The organism is Blautia liquoris (genome assembly GCF_015159595.1).
Classification (GTDB): Bacteria; Bacillota; Clostridia; order Lachnospirales; family Lachnospiraceae; genus Novisyntrophococcus; species Novisyntrophococcus liquoris.
In genome coordinates this window covers 1,930,150-1,946,450 of sequence record NZ_CP063304.1, presented here as the reverse complement: position 1 = coordinate 1,946,450, position 16,301 = coordinate 1,930,150, and the positions used below count along the sequence as shown (strand labels likewise).

General features: G+C 45.3%; 11 protein-coding genes, 3 tRNA genes and 3 rRNA genes. 12 read left to right on the top strand and 5 right to left on the bottom strand.

What is annotated here, in order from left to right; genetic code table 11:
* Nucleotides 1-278: 278 nt before the first annotated feature.
* From INP51_RS08885 to INP51_RS08860, 6 genes are all read left to right on the top strand, one after another.
* Nucleotides 279-1,813 (top strand): 16S ribosomal RNA (locus tag INP51_RS08885).
* A gap of 207 nt (nt 1,814-2,020) precedes the next feature.
* Nucleotides 2,021-2,138, top strand: a 5S ribosomal RNA gene (rrf, locus tag INP51_RS08880).
* Between the two features lie 17 nt (nt 2,139-2,155).
* Nucleotides 2,156-2,229, top strand: a tRNA-Ile gene (locus tag INP51_RS08875).
* Between the two features lie 169 nt (nt 2,230-2,398).
* Nucleotides 2,399-2,471: transfer RNA gene (locus tag INP51_RS08870), tRNA-Ala, on the top strand.
* 284 nt (nt 2,472-2,755) lie between these two features.
* Nucleotides 2,756-5,653 (top strand): 23S ribosomal RNA (locus INP51_RS08865).
* Together the 16S, 23S and 5S rRNA genes with 3 tRNA genes alongside form the textbook arrangement of a ribosomal RNA operon.
* 231 nt (nt 5,654-5,884) lie before the next feature.
* A tRNA-Trp gene (locus INP51_RS08860) sits at nt 5,885-5,955 on the top strand.
* Between the two features lie 112 nt (nt 5,956-6,067).
* On the opposite strand, the gene INP51_RS08855 is transcribed toward INP51_RS08860, so the two are convergent.
* From INP51_RS08855 to INP51_RS08835, 5 genes are read right to left on the bottom strand one after another with little or no spacing between them, the layout of a single operon-like run.
* Nucleotides 6,068-6,850 (bottom strand): helix-turn-helix domain-containing protein, encoded by a 783-nt coding sequence (locus INP51_RS08855; RefSeq protein WP_193734524.1) that lies wholly within the window; start codon nt 6,848-6,850, stop codon nt 6,068-6,070.
* A gap of 47 nt (nt 6,851-6,897) precedes the next feature.
* Nucleotides 6,898-7,575, bottom strand: coding sequence for an alpha/beta hydrolase (locus INP51_RS08850; protein ID WP_193734523.1), 678 nt, complete (start codon nt 7,573-7,575; stop codon nt 6,898-6,900).
* A 1-nt stretch (nt 7,576) separates the two neighbouring features.
* On the bottom strand, nt 7,577-8,629 hold the full coding sequence (locus INP51_RS08845; protein ID WP_193734522.1) for an ABC transporter substrate-binding protein: 1,053 nt from the start codon (nt 8,627-8,629) through the stop codon (nt 7,577-7,579).
* A 4-nt stretch (nt 8,630-8,633) separates the two neighbouring features.
* Complete coding sequence (locus INP51_RS08840) at nt 8,634-9,416, bottom strand: ABC transporter ATP-binding protein (RefSeq protein WP_193734521.1); 783 nt, start codon at nt 9,414-9,416, stop codon at nt 8,634-8,636.
* A gap of 10 nt (nt 9,417-9,426) precedes the next feature.
* Complete coding sequence (locus tag INP51_RS08835) at nt 9,427-10,530, bottom strand: FecCD family ABC transporter permease (protein WP_230406752.1); 1,104 nt, start codon at nt 10,528-10,530, stop codon at nt 9,427-9,429.
* A 255-nt stretch (nt 10,531-10,785) separates the two neighbouring features.
* Here INP51_RS08835 and INP51_RS08830 point away from each other — a divergent pair, with 255 nt between their 5' ends.
* From INP51_RS08830 to INP51_RS08805, 6 genes are read left to right on the top strand one after another with little or no spacing between them, the layout of a single operon-like run.
* A complete protein-coding gene (locus tag INP51_RS08830; protein ID WP_193734520.1) occupies nt 10,786-11,577 on the top strand; it encodes a polyphosphate polymerase domain-containing protein in 792 nt (263 codons plus the stop codon).
* On the top strand, nt 11,570-12,247 hold the full coding sequence (locus INP51_RS08825) for a DUF4956 domain-containing protein (protein ID WP_193734519.1): 678 nt from the start codon (nt 11,570-11,572) through the stop codon (nt 12,245-12,247). Before INP51_RS08830 ends, INP51_RS08825 begins: the two co-directional genes overlap by 8 nt.
* 29 nt (nt 12,248-12,276) lie before the next feature.
* Nucleotides 12,277-13,887, top strand: coding sequence for a carbohydrate-binding domain-containing protein (locus INP51_RS08820; RefSeq protein ID WP_193734518.1), 1,611 nt, complete (start codon nt 12,277-12,279; stop codon nt 13,885-13,887).
* 32 nt (nt 13,888-13,919) lie between these two features.
* Nucleotides 13,920-14,990, top strand: coding sequence for a bifunctional glycosyltransferase family 2/GtrA family protein (locus INP51_RS08815; RefSeq protein WP_193734517.1), 1,071 nt, complete (start codon nt 13,920-13,922; stop codon nt 14,988-14,990).
* Entirely contained in the window at nt 14,987-15,904 is a 918-nt protein-coding gene (locus tag INP51_RS08810) for a phosphodiester glycosidase family protein (RefSeq protein WP_193734516.1), read from the top strand. The genes INP51_RS08815 and INP51_RS08810 overlap by 4 nt, the downstream gene beginning before the upstream one ends.
* A complete protein-coding gene (locus tag INP51_RS08805; RefSeq protein ID WP_193734515.1) occupies nt 15,897-16,286 on the top strand; it encodes a hypothetical protein in 390 nt (129 codons plus the stop codon). The genes INP51_RS08810 and INP51_RS08805 overlap by 8 nt, the downstream gene beginning before the upstream one ends.
* Nucleotides 16,287-16,301: the final 15 nt, after the last annotated feature.

Sequence of the window (16,301 nt, the reverse complement as noted above, 5' to 3'; positions counted from 1 at the left end):
AACAAGACAGCAGGCATCTCATATTGAGATAAAAAGAAAGAAAAAGTTCTTGACAAAGCGCATGCAGCGTGATAAGATAATCAAGTTGCTGCAAAAACAGGAACGAACAGGAACCTTGATAATTAAACAGTAAAACACATCCTCGAAAGTCCATTTGAGAATTAACAATGAACGATCGAAAGATCCTTAAAAAACAGTAAAAGGGATAAATTAGCTAGTAGTTGATTTTGACCTGGAACGAACTTTGCATCAACTGAGAAATCAGTGGATGATCATATTGATCAGAGAGTTTGATCCTGGCTCAGGATGAACGCTGGCGGCGTGCTTAACACATGCAAGTCGAGCGAGAAATTCTTTCCAAAGTCTTCGGACAGAGGAAGGGATAGACAGCGGCGGACGGGTGAGTAACGCGTGGGGAACCTGCCTCGTACCGGGGGATAACAGTTGGAAACAGCTGCTAATACCGCATAAGCGCACAGCATCGCATGATGCCGTGTGAAAAACTCCGGTGGTATGAGATGGACCCGCGTTGGATTAGCTAGTTGGCAGGGCAAAGGCCTACCAAGGCAACGATCCATAGCCGGCCTGAGAGGGCGACCGGCCACATTGGGACTGAGACACGGCCCAGACTCCTACGGGAGGCAGCAGTGGGGAATCTTGCACAATGGGCGAAAGCCTGATGCAGCGACGCCGCGTGAGTGAAGAAGTATTTCGGTATGTAAAGCTCTATCAGCAGGGAAGAAAATGACGGTACCTGACTAAGAAGCCCCGGCTAACTACGTGCCAGCAGCCGCGGTAATACGTAGGGGGCAAGCGTTATCCGGATTTACTGGGTGTAAAGGGAGCGTAGACGGACCGGCAAGTCTGAAGTGAAATTCCAGGGCTCAACCCTGGGACTGCTTTGGAAACTGCAGATCTTGAGTACCGGAGGGGTAAGCGGAATTCCTAGTGTAGCGGTGAAATGCGTAGATATTAGGAAGAACACCAGTGGCGAAGGCGGCTTACTGGACGGTAACTGACGTTGAGGCTCGAAAGCGTGGGTAGCAAACAGGATTAGATACCCTGGTAGTCCACGCCGTAAACGATGAATGCTAGGTGTCGGGAAGCACAGCTTTTCGGTGCCGCCGCAAACGCATTAAGCATTCCACCTGGGGAGTACGTTCGCAAGAATAAAACTCAAAGGAATTGACGGGGACCCGCACAAGCGGTGGAGCATGTGGTTTAATTCGAAGCAACGCGAAGAACCTTACCAAATCTTGACATCCCTCTGACCGGTACGTAATGGTACCTTTCCTTCGGGACAGAGGAGACAGGTGGTGCATGGTTGTCGTCAGCTCGTGTCGTGAGATGTTGGGTTAAGTCCCGCAACGAGCGCAACCCTTATTGTCAGTAGCCAGCAGGTAGAGCTGGGCACTCTGATGAGACTGCCAGGGATAACCTGGAGGAAGGCGGGGATGACGTCAAATCATCATGCCCCTTATGATTTGGGCTACACACGTGCTACAATGGCGGAAACAGAGGGAAGCGAACGGGAGACCGGAAGCGAACCCCAAAAATAACGTCTCAGTTCGGATTGTAGTCTGCAACTCGACTACATGAAGCTGGAATCGCTAGTAATCGCGGATCAGAATGCCGCGGTGAATACGTTCCCGGGTCTTGTACACACCGCCCGTCACACCATGGGAGCCGGAAATGCCCGAAGCCTGTGACCGAACCTCTACGGAGGACGGAGCAGTCGAAGGTGGAGCTGGTAACTGGGGTGAAGTCGTAACAAGGTAGCCGTATCGGAAGGTGCGGCTGGATCACCTCCTTTCTAAGGAAACGGATGAGTAACCGGATGTGTTTTACTGTTTAGTTATCAAGTATATTGTTGACGTTGTAAGAGCCTCATCAGCAAAGCTGATTCGGTCGCGGCGGAGCCGCTTATACATAAAATTTTAATTCGTCTTATGAAAGCAAGCTTTCAGCGACTCCTTAAATTTTATGTGCACTTACAACTGATTCACGAAAATAACTAAGTGCTGGTGGCGATGCGTTTAGGGGAAACACCCGTACCCATCCCGAACACGAAGGTTAAGCCTTAAGCGGCCGATGGTACTACACTGGTAACGGTGTGGGAGAGCAGGTGGCTGCCAGCACCTAATAATAAAATTGAGGGCTTATAGCTCAGCCGGTTAGAGCGCACGCCTGATAAGCGTGAGGTCGGTGGTTCGAGTCCACTTAAGCCCAGCTAATAATTTAAGTGAAAGCCATAGGGCAAAGGCCCACTTAAGCCCAGCTAGTATTTTAAGTGAAAGCCATAGGGCAAAGGCCCACTTAAGCCCAGCTAATAATTTAAGTGAAAGCCATAGGGCAAAGGTCCACTTAAGCCCAGTTAATAATATATCATAAATACCCAGGGGATATAGCTCAGTTGGGAGAGCACCTGCCTTGCAAGCAGGGGGTCGAGAGTTCGAATCTCTTTATCTCCACTCATCGATGAATGAATAGTCAGGAATCGGTGTATGATATGTACCTTGAAAACTGCATACAGATTATATCTATATCCAAGCGTGAAAAACGCAAGATAGAGAAAAGACATCCGAGGCATTGTGTATGAGAATACATGATGTTATCGAAACCAGATAGATTCGAAAGAATCGATGCTTTTAAAGAAAGTCGAAGTCCATGGAAGATGAGAGTCAGACATGGATTCCAATACAGAATCAGTAAACACAAAACCGAACCGCACGCTAGCGGGGAGGTGGACCAACAAAGGTCAAGCATTAAGAGCGCAGGGTGGATGCCTTGGCACTGAGAGCCTAAGAAGGACGCGGCAAGCTGCGAAAAGCTTCGGGGAGGCGCACACAGCCTGAGATCCGGAGATATCCGAATGGGGAAACCCGCATGAGCAGACCTCATGCATTCCTACGCCAATTCATAACGTAGGGAAGGGAACCGGGGGAACTGAAACATCTAAGTACCCCGAGGAGAAGAAAGAAAACTCGATTTTCCAAGTAGCGGCGAGCGAACGGGAAAGAGCCCAAACCATGGTGCGTGCACCATGGGGTTTTGGACTGCAGGAGGTACTTTCTAACTTAGCCGAATGGTTTTGGGAAAGCCATCCAAAGAGGGTGAAAGACCCGTAGGCGAAAAGAAGGAAAGACCGGCAGGATCCAGAGTACCACGAGACACGAGAAACCTTGTGGGAAGACGGGGGGACCACCCCCCAAGGCTAAATACTCCTCAGTGACCGATAGCGCATAGTACTGTGAAGGAAAGGTGAAAAGGACCCCGGGAGGGGAGTGAAAGAGAACCTGAAACCCTGTGTTTACAAGCTGTGGAAGTGTTACAAATGCACAACCGCGTACTTTTTGTAGAACGGTCCGGCGAGTTGCGGGTGCCGGCAAGGTTAAGCACTGTCAGGTGTGGAGCCGAAGGGAAACCAAGTCTTAAGAGGGCGAAAGTCGGAACACGCAGACCCGAAACCGGGTGATCTACCCATGTCCAGGTTGAAGCTGCCGTAAAAGGCCGTGGAGGACCGAACGCACATCCGTTGAAAAGGGTGGCGATGAGGTGTGGGTAGGGGAGAAATTCCAATCGAACCCGGAGATAGCTGGTTCTCCTCGAAATAGCTTTAGGGCTAGCCTCAGACAAGATACACGGAGGTAGAGCACTGAATTCCCAAGGGGGCGTCAAAGCTTACCAAAGGATATCAAACTGCGAATGCCGTGATACCGATGTCTGGGAGTCAGACCATACGAGATAAGTTGGATGGTCAAAAGGGAAACAGCCCAGATCTGCAGCTAAGGTCCCAAAGTGCGTGTTAAGTGGAAAAGGATGTGGGATTTCAAAGACAACCAGGATGTTGGCTCAGAAGCAGCCATACATTAAAAGAGTGCGTAACAGCTCACTGGTCGAGAGGTTCTGCGCCGAAAATGTCCGGGGCTAAAACACGACACCGAAGCTCAGGAATGATTGTAAGATCATTGGTAGAGGAGCATTGTCAGAACGAAGAAGCGGTACCGGAAGGGGCCGTGGAGATCTGAGAAGAGAGAATGCCGGAATGAGTAGCGAGAGAGAGGTGAGAATCCTCTCGGCCGAATATCCAAGGTTTCCAGAGTAAAGCTGATCTTCTCTGGGTAAGTCGGGACCTAAGGCGAGGGCGAAAGCCGTAGTCGATGGAAAGCAGGTGGAGATTCCTGCACTGCAGTAAAACAGAACTGTGGGGACATGTGTGGAGAGCACGGGCGCGGAATGGAAAGCCGCGTGCAAGCGAAGGAGGAGTGCTGCAGGTAAAACCGCAGTACAATCCAAAGACGTGAAGCGGACCGAAGTAAAGTAGGGAAGCGTGTGAGCCATGGATCAAGAAAAGCCGCTATTGTTTTTATTGTACCCGTACCGTAAACCGACACAGGTAGATGAGGAGAGAATCCTAAGGCCGACGGAAGAAGCATTGTTAAGGAACTCGGCAAAATGGCCCCGTAACTTCGGGAGAAGGGGTGCCTGGCGAAAGTCAGGCCGCAGAGAAAAGGCTCAAGCAACTGTTTAGCAAAAACACAGGTCTATGCGAAACCGAAAGGTGAAGTATATGGGCTGACGCCTGCCCGGTGCTGGAAGGTTAAGAGGAGAGGTCAGAGCTACGGCTCAAAGCTTTGAATTTAAGCCCCAGTAAACGGCGGCCGTAACTATAACGGTCCTAAGGTAGCGAAATTCCTTGTCGGGTAAGTTCCGACCCGCACGAAAGGCGTAATGATTTGAGCGCTGTCTCAACAATGCATCCGGTGAAATTGAAGTACCAGTGAAGATGCTGGTTACCCGCGCCAGGACGGAAAGACCCCATGGAGCTTTACTCCAGTTTGGTACTGGGACCCGGTACTGCATGTACAGGATAGGCGGGAGGCTAAGAAGAAGGTACGCAAGTATCTTTGGAGCCGCTGTTGGGATACCGCCCTTGCAGTAGTGGATTTCTAACCAGAGTCCGTGAACCGGACATGGGACAATGCCAGACGGGGAGTTTGACTGGGGCGGTCGCCTCCGAAAGAGTATCGGAGGCGCTCAAAGGTTCCCTCAGGATGGTTGGAAACCATTCAAAGAGTGCAAAGGCAGAAGGGAGCTTAACTGCGACACCGACGGGTGGAGCAGATACGAAAGTAGGACTTAGTGATCCGGTGGTATGAAAGTGGGATTGCCATCGCTCAACGGATAAAAGCTACCCTGGGGATAACAGGCTTATCACTCCCAAGAGTTCACATCGACGGAGTGGTTTGGCACCTCGATGTCGGCTCATCGCATCCTGGGGCTGTAGTAGGTCCCAAGGGTTGGGCTGTTCGCCCATTAAAGCGGTACGCGAGCTGGGTTCAGAACGTCGTGAGACAGTTCGGTCCCTATCCGGCGTGGGCGTAGGATATTTGAGAGGAGCTGTCCTTAGTACGAGAGGACCGGGATGGACCGGCCGCTGGTGTACCTGTTGAGCCGCCAGGCTCAGGGCAGGGTAGCCAAGCCGGGAAGAGAGAAACGCTGAAGGCATCTAAGCGTGAAGCTCACCTCAAGATGAGATATCCCATTCGAAAGAAGTAAGACCCCTTGAAGACGACGAGGTAGATAGGGCAGAGGTGGAAGTACAGCAATGTATGGAGCTGACTGTTACTAATCGGTCGAGGGCTTGACCTCGACACTTGATGAGAGCAAGTCGCAGACGCAGGTCGAATCCTAGTGGAGAGGCCGTTCAATTGAGCGAAGCGAGATTGAACATCCAAAGCCACAGTGATTCAACAGCGCAAAACAGACAGGCGAGACGAAAGTCGAGCCGGAACTGATACGACAGCAATCATCAAGTGAGGTCCGGTGTTTACAAAAAGATGGAATGATGTTATAATTTGTGTGCGGTTTTGAAGGTACATATAGGGGATTGGTCAAATGGTATGATAGGGGTCTCCAAAACCTTTGGTGGGAGTTCGATTCTCTCATCCCCTGTTACCTAAAAAGTCCACAAATGTTTAATATTAAACATTTGTGGACTTTTTATATTAGGATTTTTTGTATCGTATAAAATATCTGCTATAGTATAGCCCGAATGAATAGTTCTTTATTTTTTGATTTGGCTGGGAGAATAGCCTGTTCTCTTTTTAAAAATACGGCTGAAATAGAGAGAATCGCTGTAACCCACGGCCTCTGCCGCTTCGTTTATCCGAAGACCTTGTTCACGCAGAAGAGAGGCAGCGATATCCATCCGGTAATCAATTAAAAAATCAATTGGTCTCTTGTGTGTGTATTTGTAGAAGATATAAGACATCTGAGATTCGCTTTTGCCGATCAGATCTGCCAGTTCTTTCATACTGACCGGCTCTGAATAGTGTTTCTTGATATAGGACAGAATCTGCGAGACATAATAATAATCACCTTTAAGAGCATCCTCCTTACTCCCGTAAAAGATGTGCTGAAATATCTGCTGTGTGAGAATTTTTTTCTGTAGTATGGTGTGGATATCCATAGCTTCGTTCTGCTCTGCTAACTCCTGCAGTGCAGGCTCAATCTGGGGAAGATTAACCGGAACTTCAAATAATAAATCACTGTTAATCTGTTTGTAATACAGATTGATGTGTACAAAGGGACAGTCACTTTTGATGCGAAAACTAAGCTGGCGGCCGGGGCAGCCATGTACCAGTATTCCAGGTTTCGCGAAAAAGGTTTCATCATCAAATGAAATCAGTGCCTCCCCCTGTATACAAAAAATAAAGGCTCCATGAATTGTTGGATATGAGGCAGAAGTTTCATCTTTATATCGTGTAAATCGTATAGTATTGTGTACTTGGAAAGGCGCACGTATATATGCCTCTTTTAATATATTAAATTTGTTTTGCGAATGCAAAAGTATCATCTCCTTGAAAAAGTCTGCATTGGATGTAACAGAGAGTATCAGTTCCTGTTAATCCGTTGATTGAGATAAGATAATGCGGCTTCAAGTTTAAAACCTATATTATCATGATGTCCATATGAATTCCATTCTAAATATACATTATTACTGGGAAGATTCTTGATATCTTGTGCACGACCGCCCTCGTTTCTTCCGGAACTGATATAAATATCAGCCGACGGATTGACGAGATAAGTCTTTTCGATAAATTGAGTCCAGCCGTTGTACCAGAAAGAGCCGGATATACTTGATATGTGGCCGAATTTCTCTGTGACAAACAGGGAATAGACACTGAGCAGCCCGCCCAGAGAATAGCCCATAATGGCGTTACTTTCCGGATTGGAATCACAGTGAAACATTTCCTGTATGCGGGGCATGATTTGATTTTGAAGAAACACAAGGTGCTCACTGCCTCCTCCGCCGAAGTCCAAAAAACGCTTATTCAGAGCCTTTGCAGGCCATGGCGTATATTCGGATATTCGATCGGACGCGGGGATACCCACAAGTATAAAGTCAAATGATGTCTGCTCTATTGGGAGATGATCTAAGAATGGAAACAGGGCATCTCCGTCCAGCAGATAGACAGTTGGGTATGCGGCCTGTGATTCATCATAAGCTTTCGGAAGGAGAATTTCTACATTACGCCCGACTATCAATGCCTTGATTTTTTGTTGTCTCATATTATTTATTATATAAGAAGTCTGCTAATTCTTCAAGTGTGTCAAAATTACGTACCCCATAGTCCATAAATGCATCATAAGGCACTTCAATAATCTTTTTATCGGCTATTGCAGGCACAGATGAGAGAAGTGACTCATTTAAGAGAGCTTCTTTGGCACTTACATCTATGTCCTTGTTCCTTGTGGAAGTGATGTAAATGATGGCATCGGGATTTGCGCTGACCATATTCTCAAGTGTCAGGCCATTTCCACCCTTCTCCATCACATTTTCTGCATTCAGGGTTTGAAGTATACCGTTTTGCAATTTCGCATTTGCTCCAAAAACAACAAAGTTGCCCTCCTGATAAGTTGCCATAACCACAACCTTTTTTATATCTGTTCCCGTAGCATCACGTACCGTCTTTGTAACAGTCGAAAGCCTGTTCTCCAGGCTGTCCGCATATTCTTTTGCCCTGTCCTGCACATCAAAAATTTCACCCAGATTACGGACATCATCGATGATACTTTCCATCGTGACAGCAGTACTCATGTCGCTGGCTTTCTGAGCATAAACGTTGATACCGAGAGCATTTAACTCTACTATACTGCCAAAGGTGCCCTCTTCGAAGGTGGCACTGCGTCCGATGATGATATCCGGCTCCGCCTCAGCGATAACCTCTTTGCTGATTGTCATCTTGTCACCCAGCTTAGGCAGAGACTCATATAGATCTGCCCATTCATTACCGGGCTCATTGTCGATAGCGATGGTACCGATAATCTTATCCTGCAGGCCCAGACGATATAACATGTCAATGGAAGATGCATTGGCTGTAACAATGCGTTCAGGCACTTTTTCAAATGTTTGATCTATAGAAATAAAATCACTGCCCCTTGTCTGTATAGTCAGAGGATAAGCAGTAGATGTGGATGCGCCAGATGCTGATGAGGCTGAAAGCAGGGAAGAATTACTTATAGAGGCAGCGGCTGATTCATCGGATTTTTGATTCCCGCATCCAGCAAAAATCTGTGAGGAGAGTATAACGGCTGTAAGTAAAAGGGTTGCTCTTTTTTTCATAATCTTAAATCTCACTTTCTAATATATGTAATGGAAAATAGCTAATGGACATCCGGCCTGCGGAATCCTTTGTGATATCGCAGTCTACATGATAAACACGGTTAATCATGTTTCGGTTAATCACTTCATCTGGTGTTCCGCAGGAATCGATAGCTCCATGCTTGATGATGTAAATCTTGTCACAGTACTGTGCAGCAAGTGAAAGATCGTGGAGCGCAGCAAATACATTTATTCCGAGATTCTTAATGATTCCAAGAATTTGCAGCTGATAGGTAATGTCCAGATGATTGGTGGGCTCGTCTAATATGAGCAGGGAAGGCTTCTGGGCAAGGGCGCGCGCCAGGATAATTCGTTGCTTTTCACCGCCGGAGAGAGTTGTAAAGCTGCGCTTTGTGTAATCTGACATTCCGACTTTTTCCAGTGAATCTCTGACAATTTCATAATCCCGGATTTTTTCCCGTTCCAGTGCTCCGAGGTGAGGTGTGCGCCCCATCATCACAACCTCTTCAACGCACAAATCAAAGTTAATATTGTTAAATTGCCCGACTACGGCCATTTCCCGGGCAAGATTTTTAGGTTTATATGAAGGCAGCGGGCGGTCATCCAGTAATACAGCACCGCCGCTCGGCTTATGCATACGGTAAACGGTACGCAGAAGGGTCGATTTTCCGCTGCCATTTGGCCCTAAAAGCCCGACAAACTGTCCCCCGTCTATCTGCATGGATATATCGTTTATGATGGGGGCAGAGGAGAGAGATACTTTTAAGTTTTCCAGTTCAAGATTCATATTAATCACCTCAGGATCCAAAATGATAGTGGCGTTTTACCAGAATATATGCGAAGAATGGTGCACCAATCATAGATGTTACAATGCCGATAGCAAGCTCTCCGCCCGGAATGACAATACGGGCAAATGCATCTGCCCATGTGAGAAATATTCCGCCCAGCAGAATCGCCACAGGCAGAAGGCGGCGATGATCTGCACCCACTAGAGCCCGGGAAATATGGGGCACCATCAGTCCCACAAAGCCGATCACACCGCAGTTAGATACGATAATTCCGGTCAGCAGAGCGGCGGCAAGCATATATAACTTGCGGTAAAAGGTAAGATTGACACCCAGCGTGGAGGCGGCCTCATCACCAAGCAGCATTGTGTTAAGATTTCGATACTGACTGATAAAAAAGATACAGCAGCATAAAACTACAAGAAAAGGCCAGAATAGGTTATTCCACTTTGCCCGGGTAAGGGAGCCCATGGTCCAGAATTTGATGCTTAGCATTCCTGTGCCGTCTCCTGCCATGGAGATAATAAAGTTGGAAAATGAACTGCATAGGGCGTTGATTACGGTACCTGATAAAATCAGTTTTCCTGATGTCATTGTTCCTCCGATGGAGGCCATCATCAAAACTCCGGCTGTGGCACCGAGGGCACCAAGAAAGGACAGTACAGAGATACTGGATACATTTCCCATAAATACGAGGTGCGTTCCCATAAACACTGCAAAGGTTGCACCCAGAGAGGCTCCGGAAGAGATACCCAGGATATAAGGCTCAGCAAGTGGATTTTGAACGGTAGACTGCATGACAGTACCGCATACGGAGAGCCCGGCACCGGCGATGATGCCGAGAAGAACCCGCGGAAGACGTATTTCCCATATGATTTTGGCGATTGAACTCTGGAGTAGTTCCTCTGCGCCGGAGGCAGCCCTACCAAACAGATGATAGATCAACACATGATAGATATCTGAGGGTGAAATGCGAACGGCACCAAAAGTCATTGTCAGACATATGGATACCAGTAAAAGAGCTGTGAGAACAACTATAAGCAGGATAAATGAATGTGAACTCCCACCGTCTTTTTTTACCGATGCATCCATATTTCTTTTAAAAAATAAATTCAAAATAATTCCTCCAAAATGGTTAGTCATAACTAATACATGTGCCATCATACCACACAAAAAAGAAGCCGACAATAGAGGATTTATTGTTTTATGGACTATTATTTAAAAAATAAGATATTTTTTAAGGAGGCTTATAATATACAATCCGTGACCTGGATTACTCAAACAGGCGAGAAATTTGAAGGTTAATTTTAAGGTTAATTTAAGCATGCCAGGTTATGATAGGATCATGTTAAGGAAACGGAGGGAAACAACATGAAGACAGCAGTAAAGCAAGTGCAGAAAATTTTTAAGAGAACCGAAAAGAAATATTTGCTTACTAGAGAACAGTACAGTGTGATTCATGAGGTTCTGTCCAAAAGAATGGAACCGGATATGTATGCAGAATATTCTATCTGTAATATCTATTATGACACCCGTGATTTCAGCCTGATTCGTACATCTATTGAGAAACCAATATATAAGGAAAAAATCAGACTTCGAAGTTATGGAGTTCCTGGTGATTATGATAAAGTATTTCTGGAAATAAAGAAGAAATCGCAGGGAATTGTCGGAAAAAGAAGGATTATTCTGTCGCTTCAGGAGGCGGAACAATACCTGAACAAAGGTATTTATCCTGATAGTTTGGACTGTCAGATCTTACATGAGATAGATTTTGCCAAAGACAGGTACCAGGTGGTACCGGCTGCCTATATCTCTTATGATCGTGAAGCATTGTCCGGACTGGAGGATAAGAACTTAAGAATCACTTTCGACCAGAACATTCTCTGTCGTAAGGAAGACTTGCATCTCAATTCGAAGAGATATGGGGTTCCGATTCTCGAAGAAAATCAGATTCTTATGGAAATAAAGATTCCAGGATCAATGCCGATATGGCTTGCGAGACTGCTTTCAGAACTGAAGATCTTTCCTACTTCATTTTCTAAATATGGCACATATTATCAACAACATCTCTTGTCGGAATGTTTTTTGTTTTTGCCGAAATCAGCACAGAGAGTGACAAACGTAAACAATGTAAGTAGGGGAGGTGTAAGATATAATGCTTAACAGTATATTATCTACAGCAGAAACATCATCGATCAGTCTGGAGCAATTTCTGGCTTGTACTGCGGTATCATTGATACTGGGAATTATGATTTTATTGGTACACTGCTATAAAAACAGAGCTTCTAAGAACTTTTTACTGACACTGGCGATTCTTCCTGTGATCGTACAAGTCGTCATCATGATTGTAAATGGTAATCTTGGAACAGGAGTTGCAGTCATGGGAGCATTTTCGCTGGTACGTTTTCGTTCCGTGCCGGGGAATTCGAGAGAGATTGCAAATATATTCCTTGCAATGGCCGTTGGACTTGCAGCCGGTGTCGGATATCTGGGAATTGCAGTAATTCTGTTTGTCATTGTGGCAGTACTGCAGATTCTGCTGATGGTCGTGCCATTACTTGGTGAGAATCATTATGAGAAAGATTTGAAGATCACGATTCCGGAGAATCTGGATTATCAGAATATTTTTGACGATGTGTTCGATACATATACAACACATACACAACTGGATAAAGTGCGAACCGTCAATATGGGAAGTCTGTATGAGTTACGTTACCGTGTGGTACTGAAAGATCAAAGGAAGGAAAAAGAGTTTCTGGATGCACTCAGGTGCAGAAATGGAAATCTTGGCATCACATGTGGCAGACCCGCTGCAGGACGTGAGGAATTATAAATAAAAAGAAAGATACGAGGAAAAATATTATGAAAACAAAGTATTTAATCTCAGGTGTATTATTATCTGTGATGCTCATAGCCGGCATGACCGGATGTGGGAGCACATCAAATACAAGCAGCAGCTCCAATACGAGGAGTTCAACGACAACAGCGGCGAAGACAGCTGCGGCAGCATCTACAAAGGTAGAAGCCGCAGATATCAGCTATGACGAGGATGATAAAGATGATGCATGGAGCAAAGATGATGTCACAACCATTACGCTGGATGATTCTTCTGTGAAGATTGATGGTTCTGACGCATCTGAAACAGATGGCGTTATTACGATTAAAAATGCAGGGACCTATGAGATCAGTGGAACTCTTTTGGATGGGCAGATTGTTGTGGAGGCAAATTCCGATGATGTTGTTCATATTGTGCTTAACGGAGCGAATATCACTTCTTCTGACGGTCCGGTGATTAATGGAACACAGAGTGGAAAGATCATACTTACTCTGGCGGAAGGAACAGAAAACAAATTGACCGATGGAAACAATTACAGTGATCTGGATGATGACGAGGAGCCAGATGCGGCCATATTCAGCAAAGATGATCTTACAATCAACGGAGCCGGGACACTGAATGTCAAAGGCAATTATAAGAATGGTATTCATGGAAAAGACGGTGTAAAGGTTATTAGTGGAGTTATCAGTATAGATGCTGTAAACCACGCAGTCAGTGGAAAAGACTATATCGCGGTCAGCGGAGGCACATTAAATCTGACTTCTGTTGAGGACGCACTTCATTCGGCTACGGATGTCCAGGTTACTGATGGTAAGATTACGATCAGTGCAGGAGATGATGCAATCCATGCAGACAGTACAGTGACGATAGATGGCGGTACGATTTTGATAGACAAAAGTAATGAAGGAATTGAAGGTACGGTTGTCACCATCAATGATGGAGACATTTCTGTTACTTCCTCGGACGATGGAATTAACGGATCCAACGGACTGACAGATAATTCGTCAGATACTTCAGATGCATCCTCCGGTCAAGACACTAAAAATGGACCGGGAAGAATGGGAGGATCCATGGAAAACGATGAGAATGTTCTGGTCACGATTAATGGCGGGAAGATATACATCAATGCTGAAGGAGATTCCATCGATTCGAACGGCAGCCTGACAATCACAGGAGGAGAGACAGTAATTGATGGGACAGTCAGCGGAGGCAACGGAATTCTCGATTATAACGGCAAAGGGATAATCACAGGAGGGACACTGATAGGGGTGGGAACCTCGGATATGGCACAGAGTTTTTCGGACGGTTCCACACAATATAGTCTGTTGTATGGTTTTGACTCTTCAAAAAATGCCGGAACAAAGGTTTCACTAAAAGATTCTTCCGGAAGTGAAATGATATCGACCACAGCGGCAAAAACGTATCAGGCAGTTGTAATCAGTTTTCCCGATCTATCTAAAGGTGGTACGTATTCTCTGTATATCAATGATACAAAAGTTGAAGATATTACACTTGATTCAGTCAGCACGCAAGCCGGAAATATCAGCGGTCAGGGCAGACCAGGTGGCGAAAGCGGTCAGGGAGATCCTCCAAAGATGCAAGAGGGTGGACAGGGACGGGGCCCCGGTAAAAAATAACAGATACAGCTAAGAAAGAGGATGTGATTTATATGAATGAGAATATACGTATTGCACTGATCCCGGCATATGAACCAGATGTGAAGCTGATAGTTTTGCTTTACAGTCTGAGGGATTCGAATTTCAGGAGTATTGTAATCGACGATGGAAGTGGAGAGAAATATGCTGAGATATTTCGTTGGGCATCAGAATTTTCAACTATACTGACTCATCCAAGAAATTGTGGAAAAGGAAAGGCGATTAAAACGGCACTTACTTATATCAGAGAAAAATTCGAAGAGCCATATACGGTTGTGACGATGGATGCGGATGGTCAGCACCAAATCAGTGATGCAATCAGAATCTGTGATGCTGCCGAAAAGAAACCGGATACTCTTATCTTGGGTAGCCGGGTTCTGAAAAAAAAGGTTCCGATTCGAAGCAGAATAGGAAACAGCATAACACGTGGCGTATTTACAGTATCCACAGGTCTTCATATTCACGATACACAGACAGGTCTTCGGGCGTTTGACAGCAGACAGGTTCCTGCCATGCTCTCCATACCGGGAGAGCGGTATGAATATGAGATGAATGTACTTCTGGAATTTGCTCATGAAAAACGCTCAATAGAGGAAATAGAGATTCCGGCTGTATATTTTGACAATAACAGTGGTTCGCACTTTGATACAGTAAAGGATTCTTATCGGATTTATAAGGAAATTGCCAAGTTTTCAGCTTCGTCATTTTTAAGTTTTCTGACGGATTATAGTCTGTATAGTATCTTCACTGTTTTCACGGGAGAATTTGGCGGAATTGGGTTAATGGCATCGAATGTGACAGCACGGATTGTCAGTTCTATAGTCAATTTCACCTTGAATAGAAAGTTTGTCTTTCATATTGAAAATAATCTATGGCAGTCAGCACTTAAGTATTTTACACTTGCAGCAGGAATTCTGATCGGTGATACCTTTGTACTCAACAGGATTGTCGCAAATACCACACTCAATCCATACGTGGCAAAACTGATTACGGAAGCATTTTTCTTCATCATAAGCTGGTTTGAGCAACACCTGTTTGTTTTTAGAAAAGAAGGAAAGTCAAGAACAAGAAAGAGAACAGCATGAAAAAAAATCTTAAGAAAAGAGTATGGGAGGTTTTGTTTTACCTGATTCTGACTGCATTTACAGCTTATGTGGCATTAGACACTTTCGTTATCACCCATGTATATCAGTCAGTTGAATCTGAAAGTAATACTACCACCGCAAAGGCGGCGACAATTAGTTCGATGAGTACCTCTTCTTTGAGTGCAACATCTGCGGAAGACAGTTATAGCGATGGAAATATTACAATAAAAATTACCGAGGAACATGTTGATGATACCACAGTCTATGTTGCAGACGTAACTCTTGCATCGGCCGATTCTTTGAAAACAGCTTTTGCACAAAACGCATATGGACAGAATCTGACGGAAACTACTTCAGAGACAGCATCCGAAAACAATGCAATTCTTGCAATCAATGGTGATTATTATGGTGCGCAGAGATCAGGATATGTACTTAGAAACGGAATCCTGTACAGAGATACAGCCGAAGAGAAGCAGGAAGATCTGGTAATAGGGACTGATGGATCCTTTAAGATTATTAATGAGAGTGATGTACCTGCGTCCGAATTGCTGGAAGACGGGGCTGAGCAGATCTTATCTTTCGGACCGGGACTTGTTAGTAATGGCAATGTGACAGTCACAGAAGGGGAGGAAGTCGGTAAGGCAAAGGTGAGCAATCCAAGAACCGCAATTGGAATAATTGATGATCTGCATTATGTTTTCGTTGTATCAGACGGCCGTACAAATGAAAGTACCGGTCTGTCCCTTTACCAGCTGGCTGAGTTTATGGATGGGCTTGGCGTAGAAACCGCTTATAATCTGGATGGTGGCGGATCATCCACAATGTATTTTAAAGGAACTGTGATTAACAATCCGACCACAGGCGGAGGCAAGATCTCGGAAAGGAAGGTGAGTGATATTGTCTACATTGGATAAAAACGAACTGAGAGAGCAAAGAAATCGTATGAGGGTAACAGGAATGCGATATCTTATGGCAACCTTATTCTGCATCGTATTTGCCGCTGTCTATGAGTATTTTAGCCATCAGGTATATTCAGATTATATGATATTTGCCTTTGCGTTTCCCATGATAGGCGGAGCTCTTCCTTTCCTACTGGTGGCGTTACGAGGGAGAAATTTCCCGGATGATATTGCTATTTCGCTATATAATCCGGGAATTGCGTCATTGACTGTAGGAAGTATCATGCACGGAGTTTTAGATATCTATGGAACAACAAACAGTTTGAGCAATGTATACTGGATCGTAGGAACTTTTCTTACAGTGGCAGGAATATTCGAAGGAATCAGACACAGCTGATTTCCATTTTGGCAT